Origin of the sequence: Microcoleus sp. N3A4 (assembly GCF_036701805.1) — a bacterium.
In the GTDB taxonomy this organism is placed as follows: Bacteria; Cyanobacteriota; Cyanobacteriia; order Cyanobacteriales; family Microcoleaceae; genus Microcoleus.
The window spans coordinates 26,288-47,141 of record NZ_JAUBRJ010000015.1 but is presented as its reverse complement, the minus strand read 5'-3'; the positions used below and the strand labels follow the sequence as shown (position 1 = coordinate 47,141).

The following is a 20,854-nucleotide window of genomic DNA, read 5'->3' as shown; positions in this document are numbered from 1 at the left end:
TACAGTTAGAAGGTACTTAAAACACTCCTTAAGGTTTTGGTAGCGCACCTTCAGGACTAGGAGAAGCAGCCGGTTCGGGAGTCGTCGCAGCCGCAGGAGAAGGCGAAGGAGTGCCGCTAGCTAACTGATTAATTTGGTCTTTATAGTTAGGAGGAGCTAACTCAGTAGCTCGATCGAACAGCGTTTTTGCTTCATCTGTTTTGCCCTGTTCTTTCAGCACGATCGCCTTTGCTAAAGTCGGGCGAAAATCTTTTGGATTATTCTTAGCCGATTCGTCGTAAATCGCGATCGCCTCCTCAAACCGCTTCTGCACAGCATAAACCTGCCCCAAAATCAACTGCACCGAAGTTGTATCAACACTTCCCGGTTTCGCCTGATTTGCAGCCGGAGCCGCCTTCAGCGTATCTTGCAGCAGTCCGATCGCAGCTTCGGGCCGCTGCTGCACTAGCAACAAATTCACCAACCCCTGCAAAGCCTTAATTTCCCCAGGCTTAGACGCTAAAATTGACCTGTAAGCTTGAGCAGCCCCTTCGCGATCGCCCGTGCGTTCCTTCGCCTGAGCCAGCAAAATCCCGTATTCAGCAGTTTCAGGATTCAGCGAAGCCAACTTTTCCAAAGGAGACACCACATCCTTAATGCTCCCCACTCCTTGTCCGATCAACTCCAGCCGCACCTGCAAAAGTCCCCGCAGAGCCGTTACATTATCAGGTTCCCGCTGCAAAACCAATTCGTACCCCTTAGCCTGAGCTTGCAGCAACTCTGATTGCTTATCCCCAGACTGCGCCGTCTGAACAGGCGTTGGAGTCGATCGACTTTGCGCTTGGCTGGCCTTGAGAATACTGTCCAAAATGGGAACCAGAGAAAATCCCAAAAAAGCGATGAGCGACAGCACCACCACCACAGTAATCAACCCACGACGCTTGTTTGCTTTTTCCATAATTCAACTATCCCAGCTTAAAATCTACTATTTTCTAAGAATTAAGGCATCGCCCGGGGGCGTCTGCCATTTAACTAGATCCGTGCAACCGTAAAAGTTCTTAACTTCAAAGTCCCAACTGACAAAGCAGCCTTTTACTTGCAGCTAATATGGTAACAGACCCACAACTCCATGCTAGCTAAACAATTTTGGACACTCAGACCCGCAGCCCCAAGGACTGCGGTGTCTGTCCAATTTAGTCTGGTCAAGCTAAAAATTACCGAAAATATGGCGGATCAGCCCGTTAGGTAATTGGATTAAGTAAAATAGGCAAGCTGAATATCCTAAATGCTATTAGCCAGCAACTCCAACTGGGCGCGATCGCTGGACCGATCGGTCAGCAACTCCCAAAGTCCTTGCTCGCAAGGATTTTAGCAGCCAGCGAACCGACGGTCGGCACTCGTAGCCTTAAAAGTTGGCGTTACCGGGTCACAACCAGACCTCCGGGCGCCAGCCCCAAGTCAGGTGCTAGTAGTTTTTAAAGCAGTTTCTTCAGTTTATTCCTAATTTCCCTTAAGGGATGTGTCTCCGCTGCAAGGAGTTTTTATGAACCCCTCTCCCAACCGGTCTTCCAAATCGCCCAAATCTACTTCAACTCGCAAGGCTCAGCCAAGCGAACTGGCCGTCAATCCGCCTAAAGATACAGATTCTATTCCTGAGACACCAGACGAAAGTCCGGTGCCTTCGGCGTTGGCTGCACCTGTCGATCAAAATCAATCGCCAACTCCAACAGACGCCCCAGCGTCCAAGGATACGCTGCAACGACCCCGCTACAGTTCTGCCCTCGACAAGGACAAAACAAAGCCAAAAGACCCGCCCAGCAATCCTCCTGCACCATCCGCGCCATCCGCGCCTTCGGAATCTGCCAGCGCTACTCCAGCGCTCGCAGTCGCACCGCCCGGAACCGCCGACGAGACTGCTGCTAGCGAAAGTCAGGCCGCTGAGGACATACCCTCCGTCATGCGCCAACATCCGATTCCCCCCCCCAGCGAACCCAGACAGTACCGAGCTGTTGGTTTGGTGCGGGGCCGCTACACCCAATCAGAAGAGCAATTCACCCGGGGTATGCTGATAGCTGCCGACGGAACTGCCATCGATGCAGTTTTGCTGGGTAGAGTCATGAGTTTAGTCAAAAATCACCTGGATCTGGAACAAGAACACCTGTGGGTGGTCTATCCCCGCACCAGGCAAGAAGACGGCAACTTGCACGCCCAGATTATGGGAGTTTGGGAGCCGGAAACGCTCAAGAAACCTCCCGAACCGTCCTCTGATGAGGAAAATCAGGAAGCAGCGGAGATTGAGCAGGGCGACGAAGCATCTACCGCATCTTTGCCGCCCTCGGAACCTGATGTTGAAGATGGGTATTTTTCGATTCGAGGCGAGGTGATTTATCAATCGCAAGACGAAGAAAAGTATGTCATCGTCAAAATCAAGCAAGCTCCCCGCAAGAATGACGACAAGATGAAGTTTTTTAAGTTGAAACTCAAGGGGGATTTAGCAACAAAGGCGATCGGGTTTTTTTGGGATTTCCACGTCAAATTGCAAGCTGAAAGTCTGATGATTGAGCAGGCCAATAATATTGGCGCGCTGCCGATCAAAAAGCGGAAATTCCCCCCAGGCAGCAAGAAGCCCGGCGGCTTCAAAGGAGGGAAGCGTCCCTTTACTCCTAAGCCCAGCGGTGATGGTACTCCTGTAGGGCGTCCTACCATCAAGTCCGCAGCAGCAGCACCGCCTGTCCCCAAGGAACCTCTTCCTAAGCCGGTTAAGAAGCCTAAGCCGACCCAAGAATGAACCAATTTTAGGTTTTAGATTTGAGATTTGAGATTTTAGGTGAGTGCATGAGTTTCCAATGTGTGCAGTTTTTTACCAGAATTCTTCAATCAAAAATCTAGAATCTTGGACGCACTCGCGAAAAGCAGAAACCGGGTTTCTTGACCAACAACCTAAGCTTTCAGGCCCGCGCTAGCGACAAGAAACCCGGTTTCTCAGAGCTTGTGCGTCCACAAATAATCTAAAACCGCCCAATGGTCAATCTAAAATCCTTTATTCGAGCCTCACTTGGGCGCCCCACAAATCTTGCGGGAGAAATACTCTGTCGGTGGGTAGGGGAGCAACTGGGGCCGTGAGGGTAAATTGACCCGCTTCAATTTGCTGCTTCAATTCCAATGCTACTTGCCGGGAGAGAAACATACTCGCAAGGGGGGCCGCCCGTACTGGTTTGCCCTCTATCAGGATGCGGCCAGTCTTTAATTGAGCATAGCTGACTAAACCGAAGGTGGGACGAACGCGCCGGGGGATAGAGAAATCTACCACCGGCGCTACTATTTTTTTGTCGGATACTGCACAGTGGGCGACGACTGTTTCGTTTAAGACGGGAAAGGGGATGCCGACTCCCAGCATCAGGGATGGGCCGTAGTTTTTGAAGTAGCAGCCGCGCACCCATTTCGAGTTCATCTGTTTGGCGTCGCCGATTAGTGCGAGGGTGGCGGCCGGGCCGATGGGGGTGCGGTTGGGCTGGCGTTTTTGCAGCGGGAAGTGCTGGGTTCCTTCCCAGGTGATGTAGCCTTGAGCGCCTCCTAGGAAGATGCGGGTGCCGATGCCGATGATTTGGAGGTCGGGGTCGTTGAGCAGGGGAGACATGGCTCCAAGGTTCGAGTAGACGGCGTTGCCGAGGTTTGGTTGCAAGGGGCCGAGGTAGGTGAACAGCGGGCGATCGCCCCCGTTGACTCCCACAATAAAGTTTTGATATGCGTTGCGGGGATTGAATAAATAAAACTGGTTGATGGTATCGCGGGTAATCGTGGTTTCAAAGGAGGCGCGGGGGTAGCAGTCTGTTACTTGCCCCAAAGCTCGCAACTGCACGGGTTTCCCGGCAATCAAGTCTTCGATGACGTGTCCGCCGCCCCGATCGCGGGATTCTTCGCCGTCTTCGGCTACTTGGGTGGCTCCCAGGTACAGGTCTACTGCCCCAAACCCGGAGTAGGCTAAAACCCCATCTAGCCAGCACTGGCGGATTTTTATCGGCGGGTCGGTATGGCCGAGGTTGATGATTGCGCCGGAGGATTCCATCGGCTCGAAGGTGCCGGTGGTAATCACATCGACTTCTTTGGCGGCTTGGGTAATGCTGGTTTCTTGAACTCTAGTTTTGAGTTCTTCGATTGTCCAGACTGTGGCTTTGCCCTGGCTGATTTTATCGTTGATTTCGTCGATCGATCTCATATATTTTAGATTTTAGATTTTGGATTTTAGATTTAGAATTGATTGATTTTGGATTGATTTTGATTTTGGATTGATTTTGGATTGATGGAATGTCGATCGAGCGAATGCAGTTTTGGCGATCGACCTGGGTTTGAGAACACAGCACAATGTTATAACAGAGAGCGGGATTATATTATAAATAAAATAAGGAGCGATCGCCATGACTCAAGCGATATTAAAACCACTCACCTTCGATGAATTTATTGACTGGTATCCTGAAAATTCTGAAAACCGTTACGAACTGCACAATGGAACTATTGTTGAGATGCCGAAAGCCACCGGAGAACATTCAGAACTAGCCGGCTTCCTAATCGTCCGATCTCAACTTTTAAATCAGACGACTAGAACTTCGCTACTTCCTTCCCAAGGAATGCGTTGTCGCCACCGATTGATACCAGTTTCACAAAAAAATAATGTCACTGTAGGCAAGCTCCAAACCCATATCCAGTAACTCATGGCTAATCTAAAATCTAAAATCTAAAATCTAAAATGGTATGAGCTATCTGGTTACGAACCGGATGCGATCGTTTTGGACAGGCAAGGGACGGACAGCGAACCGAGATGGAAAAAGCAATCTATTATTACAATGGGTAGTTCTGTCCGGCTAATTGTCGAAGTTGTCAGTACCAATTGGCGGGATGATTACGGCTACAAATTGGTTGATTGCGAAGCTTTGGGCATTTCTGAATACTGGATTGCAGACTATTTGGGACTTGGCGGCCGACGCTATATTGGCAATCCGAAACAGCCTACTTTTTCCGTTTACCATTTGGTTGACGGCGAGTATCAAGTCAGTCAGTTTCGAGGGAGCGATCGGGTTTTGTCACCCACATTTGGGCAGTTAAATTTGACTGTTCAACAAATTTTTAGCGCCGGCAGAGACACAGTAGAAAATGCGAGGCTTGAAGATAGTTAGTTGAGGGCATTCGTACCACAATTTTCCTAGGTTTGTAGTGAATACTTCTGTCCTCTAACTGGGAATAAACAAGGACTTCAGTCCTTACAAACCTTAACTATTGATTTTCAGGAGCGTCATTTTCTACATTATGTGGGATGTCGGATTTGTGTTCTGGCAACTTTTCTGGCGGGCTTTCGGTGACTTCTATAGCTTCATATTCTTTATGGATAGCAGAATCGATTGCTGCTAAGGTTTTAGGACTGGCACTCCACTGGTTTAGAATATCTTTAATTAGGGCTTCCCTAATCCAAACTTGAGCTACAACGGTGAGGGGGAGGGCTAGCAATAAGCCTAAAAATCCAAAGAAGGTGGCGAAGAATACTTGAGCTATTAATGTTACTGCTGGCAGCAGCGATACTTGTTGCGCCATGACGTAGGGGGTGAGGAGGTTGCTTTCAAATTGTTGAATTAGAAAGTAGAGGAGCAGCACAAAACCGGATTTTAACGGAGAGTCTAAAAGTGCGATCGTCATTGGGGGAATGACGCTCAAACCAGGCCCGATATTGGGTATTAGGTTCAGCAAGCCGGCTAAAACAGCGTGAGCTAGAGCTAGGGGAACCTGCAATACTGACAAACCAATTAAACTCAGAAAAGTGATGACGCTCATGCTAATTAAAGCACCGATTACCCATCGACCGAGGGCTATTTCGCATTCATCTAAGATGCCATCGATTCGCCGCCGATAAAAAGAGGGAAAAAGTTGTATAAATGCTTTGCGGTAAGAGAGAGGTTCTGCTAATGTCATCAAGGTCAAAACTATGACTAGCAAAAAGCTTAGAATAACACCTAAAGTGTTGCCGACAAAAGCTCCTGCACCGCCGACGAGTTGGTTGAATATGGGTCGTAGCTGTTGGATAATATCGTTAATATCAAGATTCGGCAGTCGCTGATCTATTTGTCCCGAAAAGCGCGTTTCGATCTGATCGATCCAATCATTTAATTTTGCTATTACTTGAGGGGCTCTTTGGGTAAGTTGTTGAAACTGTTGGGCAAAGGGCGGTACAATGATTAGGAATAATCCTACGAAGATGAGGACTAGGAAACTAACTGAGAGCAATACGGCGATCGATCTTTTGAGTCCGAATTTCTGCAAGTAGCGTGCTAGTCTGTTTAAGGCTGTGGCTAAGACGACGGCGGCAAACAGCAGCAGTAGGGCTTGCCTGATTTGCCACAGGATGTAACAAGATGCGATGAGGGCTAATAAGCCCATCCACTGTCCTAGCTTCATTAGATTTTAGATTTTAGATTTTAGATTTTAGATTGAGGAATAGGGTATTGGGAATTGCTGCTTGGTAATTGCTCTGCAGCCCTGAAGCGATGAATCGCATCTCTACAAGATACCTTAGATGCGGGCGATCGCATCTTTAATCGGATACCCCTACTCGGACATTAGCATAAGCAGCCACCTCAATTCCCTTTTGCGAACACCTGCTGCGCTGTCAGCTTCAATTCTGGGAAATTTGGGGACTCAATACACTCGTCCCCTCGGAACAGTTTGACTTGGTATTCCCCGTCAATTAGTTGGTAAACCGAAAAGGTTGGTTGCTTGGGGTTGCCGATGAACCGTCTGCCGCCCAATCCTAGATAGTCTATAATCCAATATTCTTGAATACCCATTGACTCATATGCCTCAAGCTTTAGGGCATAATCATCCCCCCAATTAGTGCTAGTTACCTCGACGATTAGAGGGACTGATGAACCCATTGTGATAATTGATGATTTCTCCCATCGCGGCTCGTTTGCAATGGTTTGTTCGTTAAGTACAATAATATCTGGTTCATATCCCGATTCCTCGCGCATGGGTTTGATGACGCATTCTTTGGGGATGAAATACTGCAGTTGTAGCCTTCGGATTTCAAAGTAGATATCTGCTAGAATAAAACCTGTCAGTTTAGAATGTTTGCCTGTTGCTTTTGGCATCTCAACAATTTCTCCATTGTGCAATTCGTAGTGGTGTTCTGAATTTTCAGGATACCAGTCAATGAATTCATCGAAAGTTACTAATTCAGGTATGATTTGAATCATGGTGAGTGCCTCAAGTGTGGTTTTGATAAGCTGTACGGGGAATTAAGATTTTGCAAAAAACACAGTCTTTAGACCTAGTGTAGATCGATCGCACTCTTGATTGCGTCTCTACTGCTGCTGCAATGCCCGCCAGCCGAGGATAGCAGCTAGGATGATACTGGGGGTAAAGACGGCGATTAGGGCGTTGAGGTCGGTAGAGGGGATCGATAAGCTAGGCCCTGCGTACTTGATGGCTAGGGAAAGGGCGGCGGAGAGGGTGAATACTTTGAGGATGGGGCTGATGTTGGTGTTCATGGACGTGGTAGTGGGTTGTATAATTAGGCATTGAGAATATTATCGCAAGTATTGTGTTGCGGCTGCGATCGCGCCTTAGAGTTTTTAACAGGAAAGAGGCGATGAATGTTGTTTTAAACCCAGAACTTGATTGAGGTTCGCATGATGACACAGACACTTTTACAGCCACTAGACCAACGGTTCATTCACTCCGGGATTAGCTGGCAACAGTTCAAGCTAATTGAACAGGGGTTTTCTGACTCCCCTGGTATCAGGTTGTTTTATTACAAAGGAGAGGTAGAAATCTTGGCAGTTTCCCCTGAACACGAATTTTTTAGTCGGACAATTTGTACGCTGCTGGCTATCTACTGCGCCGAAAATGAAATTGAGTTTGCCCCTACGGGAAGCTTTACCCAAGAAAAGGAAGGGGTAGTATCTGCACAAGCTGATGAATCTTATTTTATTGGCCGACGCATAACCCCAAATTATCCCCCAGATTTATGTATCGAAGTTATCTTCACTAGCGGTACTGTCAAAAAATTGCAGCGCTATCGAGTATTGGAAGTTGCTGAAGTCTGGTTCTGGGAAGATGGTGTATTGGCCATGTATCGCTTGGGTTCTGAGGGTTATGAAAAAATTTCTTCAAGTGTTGTTTTGCCAGATTTAGATATTAATTTACTGTGTCGCTGCTTGCTGATGGCTTCGAGTGTGGAAGCGATGAGGGAGTTTAGGAGGGGGATTTCTGCTTAGGGCGGGCGTTTCAGACTATTATGGCAAGTATGTGTTGCGGCCGGGCGGGCGATCGGCTATTTTTTGAGATAAGCTGAAGTGCATTTAAATTGTATAGTCAAATTTAATAAAAGTCTTGTGGGGTGGGCGTCTCGCCCGCCCTAAAAATACAATTTAGATGCGGAACAGCTTACTAGGATAATTTGCCAGCGTTGAGCGTAATTGAAAATGGATCACCAAAATTTAGAGTTAATAGAAAATATTCGCCAGCAATTTGACAATACTCCTTTTCCGAGAATCCCGCTGGAACAATCTCCCAAAGACAACAGTGAATTGCTCTACCTTCATAATCTTGTAACTGCTTACTACTTCAGAAATAGAAGAGTTATTAATACAGAAGGTAAAGTTATCCTAGATGCGGGATGCGGCACCGGTTATAAATCCTTGGTTTTAGCTTTAGCCAATCCCGGAGCAAAAATAGTAGGCATCGATTTATCAGAAGAATCTGTGAAACTAGCTGAGCAACGTTTACAGTATCATGGGGTTGCTAATGCAGAGTTTTATGCTTTGAAGATAGAAGAGTTACCAAGTTTAGGGTTACAGTTTGACTATATCAATGCTGACGAAGTTCTGTATCTCTTGCCCGATGCTATTGCTGGGTTGCAAGCGATGAAGTCAGTTCTGGCTACCAATGGCATCATCCGCACAAACCTACACAGTTCAAATGGTAGAGCCGGAGTATTTCGCGCTCAAGCTGTTTTCAAAGCAATGGGATTAATGAATGGAAGTCCGGGAGAATTGGAGATAGAAATAGTCCGGGAAACAATGGAAGCCTTGAGAGATGAAATAGGACTCAAGGCGGCAGGGTGGAATGCCGATCGCGCGCAGGATGAGGGATGGATTATGTCTAACTATTTATTGGTGGGTGATAAAGGTTGTAGCATTCCTGAAGTGTTTGCTATGTTGAGAGGTGCTGATTTAGAGTTTATTAGTATGGTGGCTTGGCGCAGGTGGGAGTTGATGGATTTGTTCAAAGATCCAGATGATTTGCCTCCGTTTTTGGCGATGAGTCTGCCAGAAGCTTCTGTGGAAGAGCGACTGCATTTATTTGACTTGTTGCATCCCCTGCACCGTTTGTTTGATTTCTGGTGCGGCAATCCAAATCGAACTCAGGCTTTTGTGCCCGTTGCGGAATGGACGCAAGCTCAATGGCGGGAAGCACGGGTACACCTGCACCCGCAACTGAGAACTTCTCAGGTGAGGGAAGACTTGAGTAATTGCATTGACAGCCAGACGCCGTTTGAGATTAGCCGTTATATTATTGTGCCAACTCTAGGGCCAGTGGCGATCGATAGTACAATTGCAGCTTGCTTGCTGCCACTGTGGGATGGGCCACAGTCTGCGGTGTCGCTAGTCGAGAAGTGGCTACAGATTAGATCCGAGCAGGCTGTTAATCTAGAACCCGCAGTCCAGGAGACAGCCTTTGATGAAGTCAAGGAATTGTTGACTAGGCTGGAACTCTTTCTGTACTTGCTTTTGGAGTGTTAGCCACTAGACCTCAAAAAAAAATTGGACGGGATGATAGCAAAGCGGGGGAAACTGGGTAAGTTACATATAAGAGTTAGAAACGAGCATCCCACCCCCTCAAGGAGAAACAAATTATGAAGACTGAATTTAAAGCCAAGTTCCTGCAACACATCAACAAAAGAAGACAGGATCAAGGTTTCACGCTGATTGAACTGCTGGTTGTTATCATCATCATCGGTATTCTTTCTGCTATCGCTTTGCCCGCCTTCCTCAACCAAGCAAACAAGGCCAAGCAATCAGAAGGCAAGCAGTACATCAGTTCAATGAACAAGGGTCAGCAGGCTTATTACGCAGAGAATACTAAGTTTGGGTCTAACGTTGCAGTTTTGGGCCTCGGTCTCAAAACTGCAACCACTAACTATACCTACAGTGTAGCAACTACCGCATCCACGGCTGACGCCTTGGCTGGCCCAACTAATACAGCGGCTCTCAAAGGATATGCAGGGGGAGTCGGGTTGGTTGATGCAGGCGAGGCAAAAACCACGCAGAGCATACTTTGTGAGACGACTGGTGTTGGTGTTCCTACTGCCGCTACTTATGGTGCGACTGAAGTCGGTTGTGCAGGCGGCATGACACAGGTTGTTAAGTAATTGTTGAACGTAACAAGTATGGCTTGTTAAGGGGAGCGGGTAGGACTCTGTGTGCTACCTGCTCTAATTTTTTATATAACAACTGTTGTGAACATATTGGTCTATGGTTTCTAGTGATTTATTGGCTCTAGGATCTGATTGGCAGGAAAAAACTCATCATTTTCTGCTTACAGGAGACTACGTTCAGGCTGCACAGCTTTACGAACAGGCAATTGAAGACGAACCTGGCATCAAGTCCCACTACTGGCAGTTAGGGTTGATGTTGCTGCTGCAGGGACAAGAAGTTGAAGCTCAGACTACTTGGCTGTTGGGAGTGGCGGAGGGAGAACCTGAAGAAATAGATCGGTGGACTGAGGATCTCATACAGGTTCTGCAAACAGAAGCGGATCGACAGCGCGATCTGGGTGACTATGCGGTGGCTTGGGCAATTCGGCAGCATATCAGGGAAATTAATCCTACAGACATCAACAACCTGTTGCACTTGCTCGGGCTTTCCACCATGTTTGAGTCATATACCGGAGAGGAAGTGGCAGATCTAGGGGTCATTGAGCTACTAAAGTCAGAACAAGCGAACTTGGTAGACTTTGAGCTATTGATGCAAGTGTTGAAGAATGTTTTAGATCGCGCTCCTTTTGATCCATCATCCTTTGAGTTGACAGATGCCTGTACAAGCTACGTCAAAGACCCCCAACATTTTTTGGCACTTTTGATCCCGTTTGTTTATAAGATTTCCTACTTGGCAAAGCAAGTTGAGTTAGCAGCAAGATTTACTGAATTAGCCTTGCGTGTGGAGCCTCTCAATTCTGAATTACTGGGTAGTTTGTCTTGTTTTTATCAAGATATTAGCCAGCATTCTAAAGGAATAGAAAATGCTAAATTGTGCTATTCAGTTACGGAAGGCTTAGCAAATAAAGTTTATGCTAATTTCTTGATTATGCGTAGTTTGATGAGTGCTGGCGGTTATTGGGATGAATTTTGTTTAGTCTTAGAAACACAGAAATCCCTGTTAGCATCTTTAATAGAAGAGCAACCGACATCCCTGATTCAGACAGCTACTTCTCGTTTATTTATTTCTGTGTTTTTTTTCCCATACTTTAGGGATCTCCCACAGGAAAATATAAAACTTCGCAGTCAAGTAGCTCAGCTTGCTCTATTAAATGTTGAAAATTATGCAAAGGAGAAAGTTGAGAAATGTCGCCAGCGGCGATCGCCCCTTCTCAAGATCGAGCCTCCTAGTAAACGCTTGAAGATTGGATATATCTCTCATTGCCTGCGCAGTCATTCTGTGGGCTGGTTAGCCCGGTGGGTGTTTGAGTACCGCGATCCATCTCGTTTTGAAGTAAATGCTTACCTGCTTGGGTCTGAAATGAACCGCGACAAGTTAGAAGATTGGTACATTAGCAAAGTTGATAAAGCTTATAAATTAGGATTAGATAGTCACGAAGTTGCTGAGAAAATTTCCGAAGATGAAATTGATATTTTAGTCGATCTCGATAGTATGACGCTGACTAATACTTGTGAAACTATGGCTATTAAACCAGCACCAATTCAGGTGACTTGGCTGGGTTGGGATGCGTCGAGCGTGCCAACTATTGATTACTATATTGCCGATCCTTACGTTTTACCAGAATCAGCTCAGGACTACTATACGGAAAAAATCTGGCGTTTGCCTCAAACTTACATAGCAGTCGATGGTTTTGAGGTTGGTGTGCCAACTTTACGGCGCGATAGTTTGGATATCGCCAGTGATGCTGTGATTTATCTTAGTGCTCAGAGGGGATATAAGTATCACCCTGATACAGCACGACTGCAAATGCAAATTATTAAAGCTGTACCTAATAGTTACTTTTTAATTAAAGGTTTGGCCGATCAAGAATCAATTAAAAAGTTTTTTATCAAAATTGCAGAATCCGAGGGGGTAGAGGGCGAAAGGCTACGATTTTTACCGTTGGCAGGATCGGAGGAAGAACATCGAGCTAATTTGGGTATTGCAGATGTGGTACTCGATACTTACCCCTACAACGGAGCTACAACAACTATGGAAACACTGTGGATGGGTGTTCCGATAGTAACCCGTGTGGGGGAGCAGTTTGCCGCTCGCAACAGCTACACGATGATGATGAATGCAGGTATTTCGGAAGGGATTGCTTGGACTGATGAAGAGTATGTAGAATGGGGAATTCGTTTAGGAAAAGATGCCGTTTTGCGGCAGCAAATATCTTGGAAATTGCGGCAGTCACGACAAACTGCGCCACTGTGGAATGGCAAACAATTTACGCGAGAGATGGAAAAAGCTTACGAGCAAATGTGGCAGATATATAGCCTTTCTCGATGACACGAGGTATGCCAAGATGCCGTAATACCAAGCTTTTGGGTACTCCTGTTCGTACCTCATATTTATGAGAAAGGCTATATATGGATATTGAGAAGAATGTTTTATCTAGAACTATTGGCTCAATAGTGAAGGATTTTTTCAATCAACTGGCTTATAGGCTGTGGCCCAAAGATTGAGTTCTTCTCTGCGGACTTCAACTGGATGGAAACCAGCTTGCTGTATTTTGAGAGCGAGGCTTTGTTGTGTAAAACCAGTGCGGTGCGCCATGTAGTATTTACCTTTGGCAATGTCTGCGCCGAAACCGTAGAGAATATCAATAGCGGAAATAGAACCAGAGGGAGAAGTGTAGAGAGGCTGCTCTAAGTTTCCCAGAGCTACATACTCTGCTACTTTCTGAATATCGGGCAATGTGATTAAGACAAATCCACCTGGCTTCAATACCCGGTAAAATTCAGCTAAAGCGATCGGTACTTCATGATGATAGATATGCTCAATATTATGGGATGACCAGATTGCATCAAAGGAGTGACTTGGCACAGAACTCATATCTGTAATTGAGCTAATAATATCCGGCTTTACATTTGGGTCAATATCCAGTCGTACTTCTTGCCATTCATCGGTTCTAAAAGTCTCATGCAAGCCTGAGAAAGAATAAGGCCCACAGCCTACATGGAGAACTTTTTTCCTCGATGTTTCTGATATCAGTGTTATTGTTTTATCAGTCGCTAGTTTTTCTTGTACAACCTGTAGGTAAAACTGCTCAAGTGCTTTGACACAGGTTACATCTTCATAGAGATTAGCATGGCGATCGCTCATCTGCTGCGAGAGAGTCCGTCGCCATTCCGCATCTAATCCTAATTTTACAGCTATGTCTATGTACTCTGCCTCATTCTTGGCAATCGTATCTATTAGACCCAGTATTTTGAGCATCCCATAAGATTGGCGACTACGCATCAATTCCCCTGGACAGGTGACAATAGGCAAGTTACAGGCGATTGCTTCCAGGGTGGTAACTCCTCCAGACCAACTGAAGGTATCTAGAAAAATATCCGAAAGCAGATTGAGTTGCCAGTAACTCATCAGACTTTGCCACGGTAATATGACGCAATAATCTTCGCTCTTCAAGTCATACTTAGAAAAAGCCTGTTTAAGTCGTTGCTGAAACTTGTCAGTTATTGAGAGTGAGAGTTTTTGGTTGGTGACAAAGACGAACTGAGACTGGGGTATTCTTCGAGCAATTTCTGGGAAAATGTAGTCATGCTGGGGTAAATATTTAGAGAGAGATTGACAGGATAAATACACAATTGTGTCATCGCGAAGTTGAAAATCAGCTCTTCTTTTGGTGAGTTCAGGAATGATTGGCTTAGTGTAGTAAATTCCCAAGTTAGGCAGGGGAATTAATTGTTCAGAGTAATGCTGTTCAGCATTTTCTGGCTCCATTGCCTCGCTAGATAAAAAGTAGTCTATCGTTTTCAGACCAGAAGTCACTGGATGTAACCATGTGGCACATTGGACTGATGCAAGCTGCAGGGCTGCCATTTTTATCATCTGCGGGCGCATCCCAACTTCTACAAAAACGAGGATGTGCAAGTTATCGGATATAATTTGTTTGCAAACTGCTTCTAGATCGTCTGCAATATGATGGAAAAAATCACTATAAACTATGAATTTTTGTGTTAAGGCATCCTCTTCAGAATTAATATGATAGCAATATATTTCAAATAGCTGGCGATCGCAGTTACGCAACCACCCCACAAGAAGCTTTCCTACCCCGTTTCCGCGCAACCCATCAGAGACATAACCAATGCGAATTTTCTCTTTAGGTTTGAGGGGAGGCATGAAACGAGGCAATACCCACTGTGGATAGTTAGCAGCCATGATTCGGTGAACTATCAGCCCATATTGTTTTTGAATATCTAAGTCGTTCTTACCTTGATATTGAAGGAAGAAGTTTTGAGAGTAACTAATCCCGTGTAAGGCATTCTGTTTCGCTTCAGGTGTTTCCAAGGAAATTTGCTGGCTTAAATTCTGTAAACCCTGAGCAAATCGTTGCCGATAAAATTCAATTTCTTCTGAATTTTCATAAATAACAGGTAGGAGAAGTTCTGCTTCTCGCTTCAAATATAAAGCATGGGGGAGAAGTTTTGAGGCTTCGCTAGCAACTGCGATCGCTTCCTGGATTCGTCCAATTTTTTGTAAGGCTAATATCCAAAAGAAATAAAGATTACCTTCCTTTGGATATAAACGTGTACTCTCCTCGTAGACTTTCAGAGCTTCATCTTCTTGATTCGTTAATTGATAGCAGTCAGCCAAGGCCATATAAAACGGTACATCGCCTGTTTGAATTTCTAGAAAATTTTGAAAGTAACTAATGGCTTGGTCATATTGTCTTTGGCGATAAAAAGCATACCCCAAGTAAGAATAGGATTGAGCCAGATCATTTTTAGCTTGAAATGCTAAGCCTAGATTGTTGAGGATATCAGGGTCACGGGGTTTGAGCTTGAGGGCTGTTTCGTAGGCAGTAATGGCCTCATCAGTTCGTTGGCGTAACATTAAAAGATTGCCCAAATTCAGATACCCACCGAAATGACCTGAATTAGCTGCGATCGCCTGACGATAAACTGATTCAGCTTTCTCGATTTCGGCTGCTTCGGCAAGTATATTAGCCCAATTATTATAAGCTTGGACATTTTGAGGGTCGATTTTGATCGCCTCTTGATACGCTCTGATAGCTTGAGAACGATCTCCAATTGTCTCTAGCACCACACCTAAATTGTGATGCCTGATTGATTTCAAAGGATCAATCTCTATAGATTTTAGCAGTAATAATATTGCATCTTGATATTGCTCTTTCATGTAACAAAGCGTCCCCAAGTGGAACCAAGCATCTGCATTGTCTGGTTCCCACCGCAAAACTTCTTGATACTTTTTTTCTGCGGCGATCAAATTGTCATTTGCCCACACTAAAAATTCCTCATTATGTTGTTTTTTTTCATTTTTACTTTTATTAGTTGGTATAATCGCTCCTGAACAGTGCAATTCGATTGCTTCATTATGAAGAGCCTCGATCGTTTCTTTTCGCTCTTCTTCTTGCAGTTTATTTAAAGACAAAATAAATGATTTATTTCGCCGTGCCTCAGCAGTTTCCCATTGTTTTGGCTCCTTGCTAGTTTTATCCCAAGCAAAAACCTGCAAGCCATTCCAAAGTTTATAGTTATCATTACCCTCTGTCTTATCTAAAAACAACTTGCATTGAGGATGAGCAGCTAGGAAATCCCAGTTAGCTTGTTGCGGAGCTGACCAATTGCTATTGCTTACCAGAATGATCGCTCGCTCAGCCAAGAAAGGTCTTACCAAAAGTAATCCCATTAAATGCGATCGGTAATCGTGCGCTCCATCATAAAAATAAAAACCAATTTTATCTTCAGTCTCAAGTCCACCCAGTTCGGAGAAAAACTCTTCAAATTCTTGCGGACAAATAAAAACTTGTTCTGACAAATTGAAGCTTGATAAATTTTCAGTCAATTTTTCAAAGCTATCTCCAAAAGTATCAAACTCAGAAAAGTTATCTACTGCATAAGCCATTTTTTCTGGATGATCCAGAAGGGCTGCAATTAAACTTGCACCTTGGAAGCATCCCACCTCACAGTAAACCTCATTAGGTTCCAGGCACTCCACAGCAAAATTCAGCAACTGCATCACATTTGCTGTTGTCATACCTGTAACTTGGTTCTGGATTTTATGAAACCGATCAGACTTGGGAAAGGCTACACCTTGTTCCCAGTTTTCATACAAGCTAGGGAGTTGCTCGAAAAATCTTTGATAATCCATATTTTTAAAATTTGTTAGGTAGAGACTTTTTGCCTAATTTGATTAAAGTTCCAAATCCTTAAACTTGTTTATTTCACATACGGAAATGTTTTCTGCTTTTGCCTGAGCGAGCGCCACTTTATTTTCATGATCCAACACAATTCTACCGTGTAGGCGAGGCCTCAGAGCTTGCCACTCGATTTCGCTCAACGGCCCAAAAAGTGAAATTTTAGGCCCGTCGGAGACATCTAAGTCCTCTTCCATTAAAAGGTTCATCACCACACTAGACAAAGCGAGATTTGCATCCTCATCAGAAATCTGGCTGCTGTCTACCAGTAGAGTCATTTTATCTTTGTCTGGGTGAGTGACTATTGCTCTAATCGCCTGCGCAAACTCCTCATTCAAGGATTGTTCTGGTTGATGCCATTCGGGAAATACTATTAAATTAATTTCTTTTAAATTCAAGTTTTGGTAGAGAGTAATTGCCTCCTCTTTAGACAAATAATTAACCTGAAAAAAACTTAAATCCGGTAACATTCCCCATACCAGCATCGCCGCTTGAGCCACATTAGATATTCCTGCTTGAGCTCCATTAATCGACCAAGTAGTTATTAAGCCATTTCCGTCCGAGATGGGACCTTGATATGGTTGGGGTCGATGCGTCTGTTTTTCGGAAATGTTAAACTCCGAAGTAGGAATTTTATGCTTTTTGGCTAATTCTTCAATTTCTTGCAAACAAGTTTCGTACTGGCCAATATCCATATTGATACTTGAAGCAGCACTCCTGACCACCTTTAAAATATCAAATTTAATCTCTTCATCCACCGGAAAAAATAACTCTTTAGTGCGAACTTGCACGTCAGCCACGCACATTAAGGGGTTGATTGATGGTACTAAACTATCATGCAGCAGTTTTTTAGTATTTTTCTTGGCATCGGTCAAAAAATCTTTAAACGGTTTTCCACCCAGGCTGGGATAGCACGATGAAGTTCCCGTACTATGTCCAGAATTACCTGCCACTGAAAGAGGCCGAAAAGAATATAAGTAATTATCTAAATAATAAGCATTAATTACACCAGAATACACATCGGGAATAGATGACATAAAATATTTACCATAAACCGATTTGATTTTTTCTATTAAGCTTCTATGAATAAAAGCATTGTATAGCATTGGAAGTTCATCATAAGAAACTTCAAAGTTATAGAACTGCTTTAATTTTTGTTTTGCTTGAAATTGGAAAGCTACCTGCTGCAACCGAACGTATAATTTATTTCTATGCCAGGGCACAATTGCATTTGGCCACCAATATACAGTACCGCGAGACCAAGCCACTGTCTGCACGTCATATGTATTGAGAAGATTTAAACAAATTTCCAGGCAATCTGGCATTAAACCATCATCATCTCCGAGAACAGTAATGTATTCTCCTGTAGCGTGAGATAACCCTAGTTCCCAATTGTCAGACATGGAGAGTCTTTCAGGTGCGCGATGATACTTGATTCGCTCATCATTAAATGAAGCTACAACTTCAGCAGTTTCCGGACTGCTAAAGTTGTCCATAACCACAAGTTCAAACTCCTTATGAGTTTGATTGATGACACTCTGAATGGAATGTTTTAATGTATCATGCCTCTGACGTGTGGGGATAATTACCGAAAATAAATTTTGTGAATACATTACTTATATCTCCTAGATACTATAATTCTTTCCCATTTTCTAGATTGCCCAAGTTCGAGCGCAAAACGATCACCCTTCACGATTGAAAATTTGAGAATACTTCCACCCCACAACATAAAACATGAGATTAGTCAAGTACATTTAGATGACAAGAGAAGTGTACGACCGATCGCCTGTTCATTCTCCTTGACTAAGGAAATTCGATCTTGAATGCGAGGCAGCAAAGCTTGCCACTGCAATTCGCCGAGTTTGCCAACTAGGGAAATTTCTGGTTCGCCGGTCATTTCTAAGTCTTCTTGCATGAGAAGATTCATCACAACGCCAGATACAAGTAGATTAGCATCAATTTCGGAATTTTCATCAAGATTACTGGTATCTATTAGTAAACTTATCTGCTGGCTGTCCGGATGAGTCAGAATAGTCGTTATCACCTTTTCTAATTCCCTGCCAATGTCTGCTTCTGATTGACTCCAATCTGGAAAAATAATGAAATTAGTCTCCCTCAACTTTAAAGGTAGCAGCGTCGCTTCAATCAAAACTGAGCTAACTTTTTTAGCCATTCCTGACCAGGAAAATTTGGTGGATTGCTCAAAACCCGCAGCTATCAACGATTCCCGCACATCAGGATTTTGGATGTCGCGAAGTGCGAGCGTCATTGCTTCAACATCATCATCCTTAACATACAAAGCTGCCTCTCCCGCTACTTCAGGTATAGAAGCATTGGGACAAGTAATTATGGGACAACCGCAGGCCATTGCCTCCACAATTGGCAAACCAAAACCCTCATATTTTGACGGATAAACTAAAGCCGTAGCCCCAGAATAAGCCAGTCTTAATTCTGCATCATCAATACGCGGTAACAGGTGGACATTCGTTTCCGAAACATAAGCGGCCGAACCCTCTTCTAATTTGTCTTCGCCTCCTACACAGACAATGACAAAATTATCTTGATTTTCTAGTTGAGAAAAAGCATTAAAAAATAACATTACGTTTTTGTAACCGTCTCTCAAACCCACCACCAGAAAGTACGGTTTGGCAATTCCGTACTTATTCTTAAATTCATCAGTTTCTTGAGAATTGGCTTGAGTGAAAATAGTTTCAAATCCACAATGAGCAACCTCGATCGACTCTCTAGAAATTTCCGGAAAAAATCTTACTAAATCATTGGCTGTGTTCTCGGAAATTGCAAGATAACTACAAGCGTGTCTAATTGCATGATGTTTATCTTGCCAAACGGGGATATTCATGATATCCCATCTCATCACTTCTGGGATCATGTCATAAGCCATGAATACAGAGGGAGTTGAGATGGGAGTTGTATAATATGTTGAAATGAATAAGCTTGCCTCTTCTTCGATGCAGATTTGCTCCAGCATTTCGCGATCGGCAGCAGCATTGCTAGAACCAGATAGATAAGATGGAATTAGACGATACTGATAACCTGAGATTTTCGGAGCTGTGCCACTGCGATCGAGGATAATAATATGTTTGGCAAAATCTGTTTTAATCCATTCTTCTAGTAAAGATTTCCATACACGAGCAATGCCTGTTTTATATATCTGGAAAAATATTGCATCAATTATAATTTTAGGACTTCTGGTTTCAATCTTGTCATATTGATCTGTAAATAGCTGTTCTATATCCATTGCTAAGCTGTGAAATTTTGATCCTAGCTGATTAATCAGTTTCTCTGCAACGGAGTTAGAAGATAGCCCTTGAACTTTTGAATTTTGCAGACCCCTTAAAATCCAGCTATACTTCTCCAGCAAGCAGAGAACTGTTGATAAAGTGGCAGCATCTTTCTCGAAAGAACAGTTAATGTGCTTTTTCACAACTTTTAAATATTCGCCAATCATCTGCCAGTACAAAGAAGAGCCTGACAAATCTGATAAACTCTTTGTAAATATTTTTTCAACATACTTATGCCAACTGCCATAATCATCCATTTTCCTCATATAGAGAAGCGGCTCATGGATGTTAGCAAAGGAACCAAAAAGAGATAATTCAGCTAGGAGAAGATTGTCCGGGGCAATCACTTCCACCCCCAAATCAACCTGTTTTAATACCTGCGACTTGATAACACCATACACGGGATAACAGTATCCCATCCCCCATAAAACCACCTGAAACCGTGATAACCTATCCAAACCTCTAGTTTCGATAGAGCCAGGAATTAAACCTAATTGTTGACCGTCTGTGTCGATCCAAAATGCTTGTGGATAGCACAGTAAAATTGATTCATCTTGCGACAAAATTTCTAAACAGCGAGACAAAAATGTTGGATGCCAGAGATCGTGACCGGCAGCCCATACAAAATAATCTCCATGTGCTAATTCAAAGACTCTTTTGAAATTGACAGCCGCACCAATATTAGTTTCATTCCGGTAGTAATGAACCCGCTGATCTTTGGCGACATATTCTTGGCAGATATCGGAAGTGCCATCTACAGACGCATTGTCTGATATAATTAATTCAAAATTAGCATAATCTTGTGATATCAAAGAATCTAAAGCCTGACGTAGGTAGCGTTCTTCATTGTACAATGGCATACCAATGCTAACTAATGGGCTTTTGTCAGGCACAATCTCAACTCCTTTCTTGTTTTGCCTATTTAGATAATAACTTTACTGGAT

13 protein-coding genes and 1 pseudogene are annotated in these 20,854 nt (G+C 44.0%); 6 read left to right on the top strand and 8 right to left on the bottom strand.

Going from position 1 to position 20,854, the window contains the following annotated elements; translation table 11 throughout:
• Positions 1-28: 28 nt before the first annotated feature.
• Positions 29-937: a tetratricopeptide repeat protein gene (locus tag QUA56_RS11250; protein ID WP_333357195.1), complete on the bottom strand. Its 909-nt coding sequence runs from the start codon at positions 935-937 to the stop codon at positions 29-31.
• Positions 938-1,522: 585 nt separating this feature from the next.
• Here QUA56_RS11250 and QUA56_RS11245 point away from each other — a divergent pair.
• Positions 1,523-2,767 carry a hypothetical protein gene (locus QUA56_RS11245; RefSeq protein WP_333357193.1) on the top strand — a complete coding sequence of 415 codons (1,245 nt, stop codon included), beginning with the start codon at positions 1,523-1,525 and terminating at the stop codon, positions 2,765-2,767.
• 252 nt (positions 2,768-3,019) lie between these two features.
• Here the strand turns inward: QUA56_RS11245 and QUA56_RS11240 are convergent, their stop codons facing one another.
• The gene (locus tag QUA56_RS11240; RefSeq protein WP_333357190.1) at positions 3,020-4,195 is read right to left on the bottom strand and encodes a homocysteine biosynthesis protein; all 1,176 of its coding nucleotides are present in this window, start codon (positions 4,193-4,195) and stop codon (positions 3,020-3,022) included.
• Positions 4,196-4,394: 199 nt separating this feature from the next.
• On the opposite strand from QUA56_RS11240, the pseudogene QUA56_RS11235 reads away from it, so the two are divergent.
• A pseudogene (locus QUA56_RS11235) lies at positions 4,395-5,150 on the top strand (Uma2 family endonuclease).
• 97 nt (positions 5,151-5,247) lie between these two features.
• Here the strand turns inward: QUA56_RS11235 and QUA56_RS11230 are convergent.
• The 3 genes from QUA56_RS11230 to QUA56_RS11220 all read right to left on the bottom strand — a co-directional run bounded on the left by QUA56_RS11230 (position 5,248) and on the right by QUA56_RS11220 (position 7,511).
• The gene (locus QUA56_RS11230) at positions 5,248-6,420 is read right to left on the bottom strand and encodes an AI-2E family transporter (RefSeq protein ID WP_333357187.1); all 1,173 of its coding nucleotides are present in this window, start codon (positions 6,418-6,420) and stop codon (positions 5,248-5,250) included.
• Between the two features lie 179 nt (positions 6,421-6,599).
• Complete coding sequence (locus tag QUA56_RS11225) at positions 6,600-7,217, bottom strand: Uma2 family endonuclease (RefSeq protein WP_333357186.1); 618 nt, start codon at positions 7,215-7,217, stop codon at positions 6,600-6,602.
• A gap of 108 nt (positions 7,218-7,325) precedes the next feature.
• Entirely contained in the window at positions 7,326-7,511 is a 186-nt protein-coding gene (locus QUA56_RS11220) for a hypothetical protein (protein WP_333357182.1), read from the bottom strand.
• A gap of 141 nt (positions 7,512-7,652) precedes the next feature.
• On the opposite strand from QUA56_RS11220, the gene QUA56_RS11215 reads away from it, so the two are divergent.
• The 4 genes from QUA56_RS11215 (at position 7,653) to QUA56_RS11200 (ending at position 12,731) form a co-directional block, all read left to right on the top strand.
• Complete coding sequence (locus QUA56_RS11215) at positions 7,653-8,240, top strand: Uma2 family endonuclease (protein WP_333357179.1); 588 nt, start codon at positions 7,653-7,655, stop codon at positions 8,238-8,240.
• Positions 8,241-8,447: 207 nt separating this feature from the next.
• Positions 8,448-9,767, top strand: coding sequence for a methyltransferase domain-containing protein (locus tag QUA56_RS11210; RefSeq protein WP_333357176.1), 1,320 nt, complete (start codon positions 8,448-8,450; stop codon positions 9,765-9,767).
• Between the two features lie 113 nt (positions 9,768-9,880).
• Complete coding sequence (locus tag QUA56_RS11205) at positions 9,881-10,396, top strand: type IV pilin-like G/H family protein (protein ID WP_333357173.1); 516 nt, start codon at positions 9,881-9,883, stop codon at positions 10,394-10,396.
• 103 nt (positions 10,397-10,499) lie between these two features.
• The gene (locus QUA56_RS11200; RefSeq protein WP_333357170.1) at positions 10,500-12,731 is read left to right on the top strand and encodes an O-linked N-acetylglucosamine transferase family protein; all 2,232 of its coding nucleotides are present in this window, start codon (positions 10,500-10,502) and stop codon (positions 12,729-12,731) included.
• 138 nt (positions 12,732-12,869) lie between these two features.
• Here the strand turns inward: QUA56_RS11200 and QUA56_RS11195 are convergent, their stop codons facing one another.
• The 3 genes from QUA56_RS11195 to QUA56_RS11185 all read right to left on the bottom strand — a co-directional run bounded on the left by QUA56_RS11195 (position 12,870) and on the right by QUA56_RS11185 (position 20,803).
• Positions 12,870-16,562, bottom strand: a complete 3,693-nt coding sequence (locus QUA56_RS11195; RefSeq protein WP_333357168.1) for a tetratricopeptide repeat protein — start codon at positions 16,560-16,562, stop codon at positions 12,870-12,872.
• 42 nt (positions 16,563-16,604) lie between these two features.
• The gene (locus QUA56_RS11190; protein ID WP_333357166.1) at positions 16,605-18,221 is read right to left on the bottom strand and encodes a glycosyltransferase family 2 protein; all 1,617 of its coding nucleotides are present in this window, start codon (positions 18,219-18,221) and stop codon (positions 16,605-16,607) included.
• Between the two features lie 131 nt (positions 18,222-18,352).
• Positions 18,353-20,803 carry a glycosyltransferase gene (locus QUA56_RS11185; protein WP_333357163.1) on the bottom strand — a complete coding sequence of 817 codons (2,451 nt, stop codon included), beginning with the start codon at positions 20,801-20,803 and terminating at the stop codon, positions 18,353-18,355.
• Between the last annotated feature and the right edge of the window lie 51 nt (positions 20,804-20,854).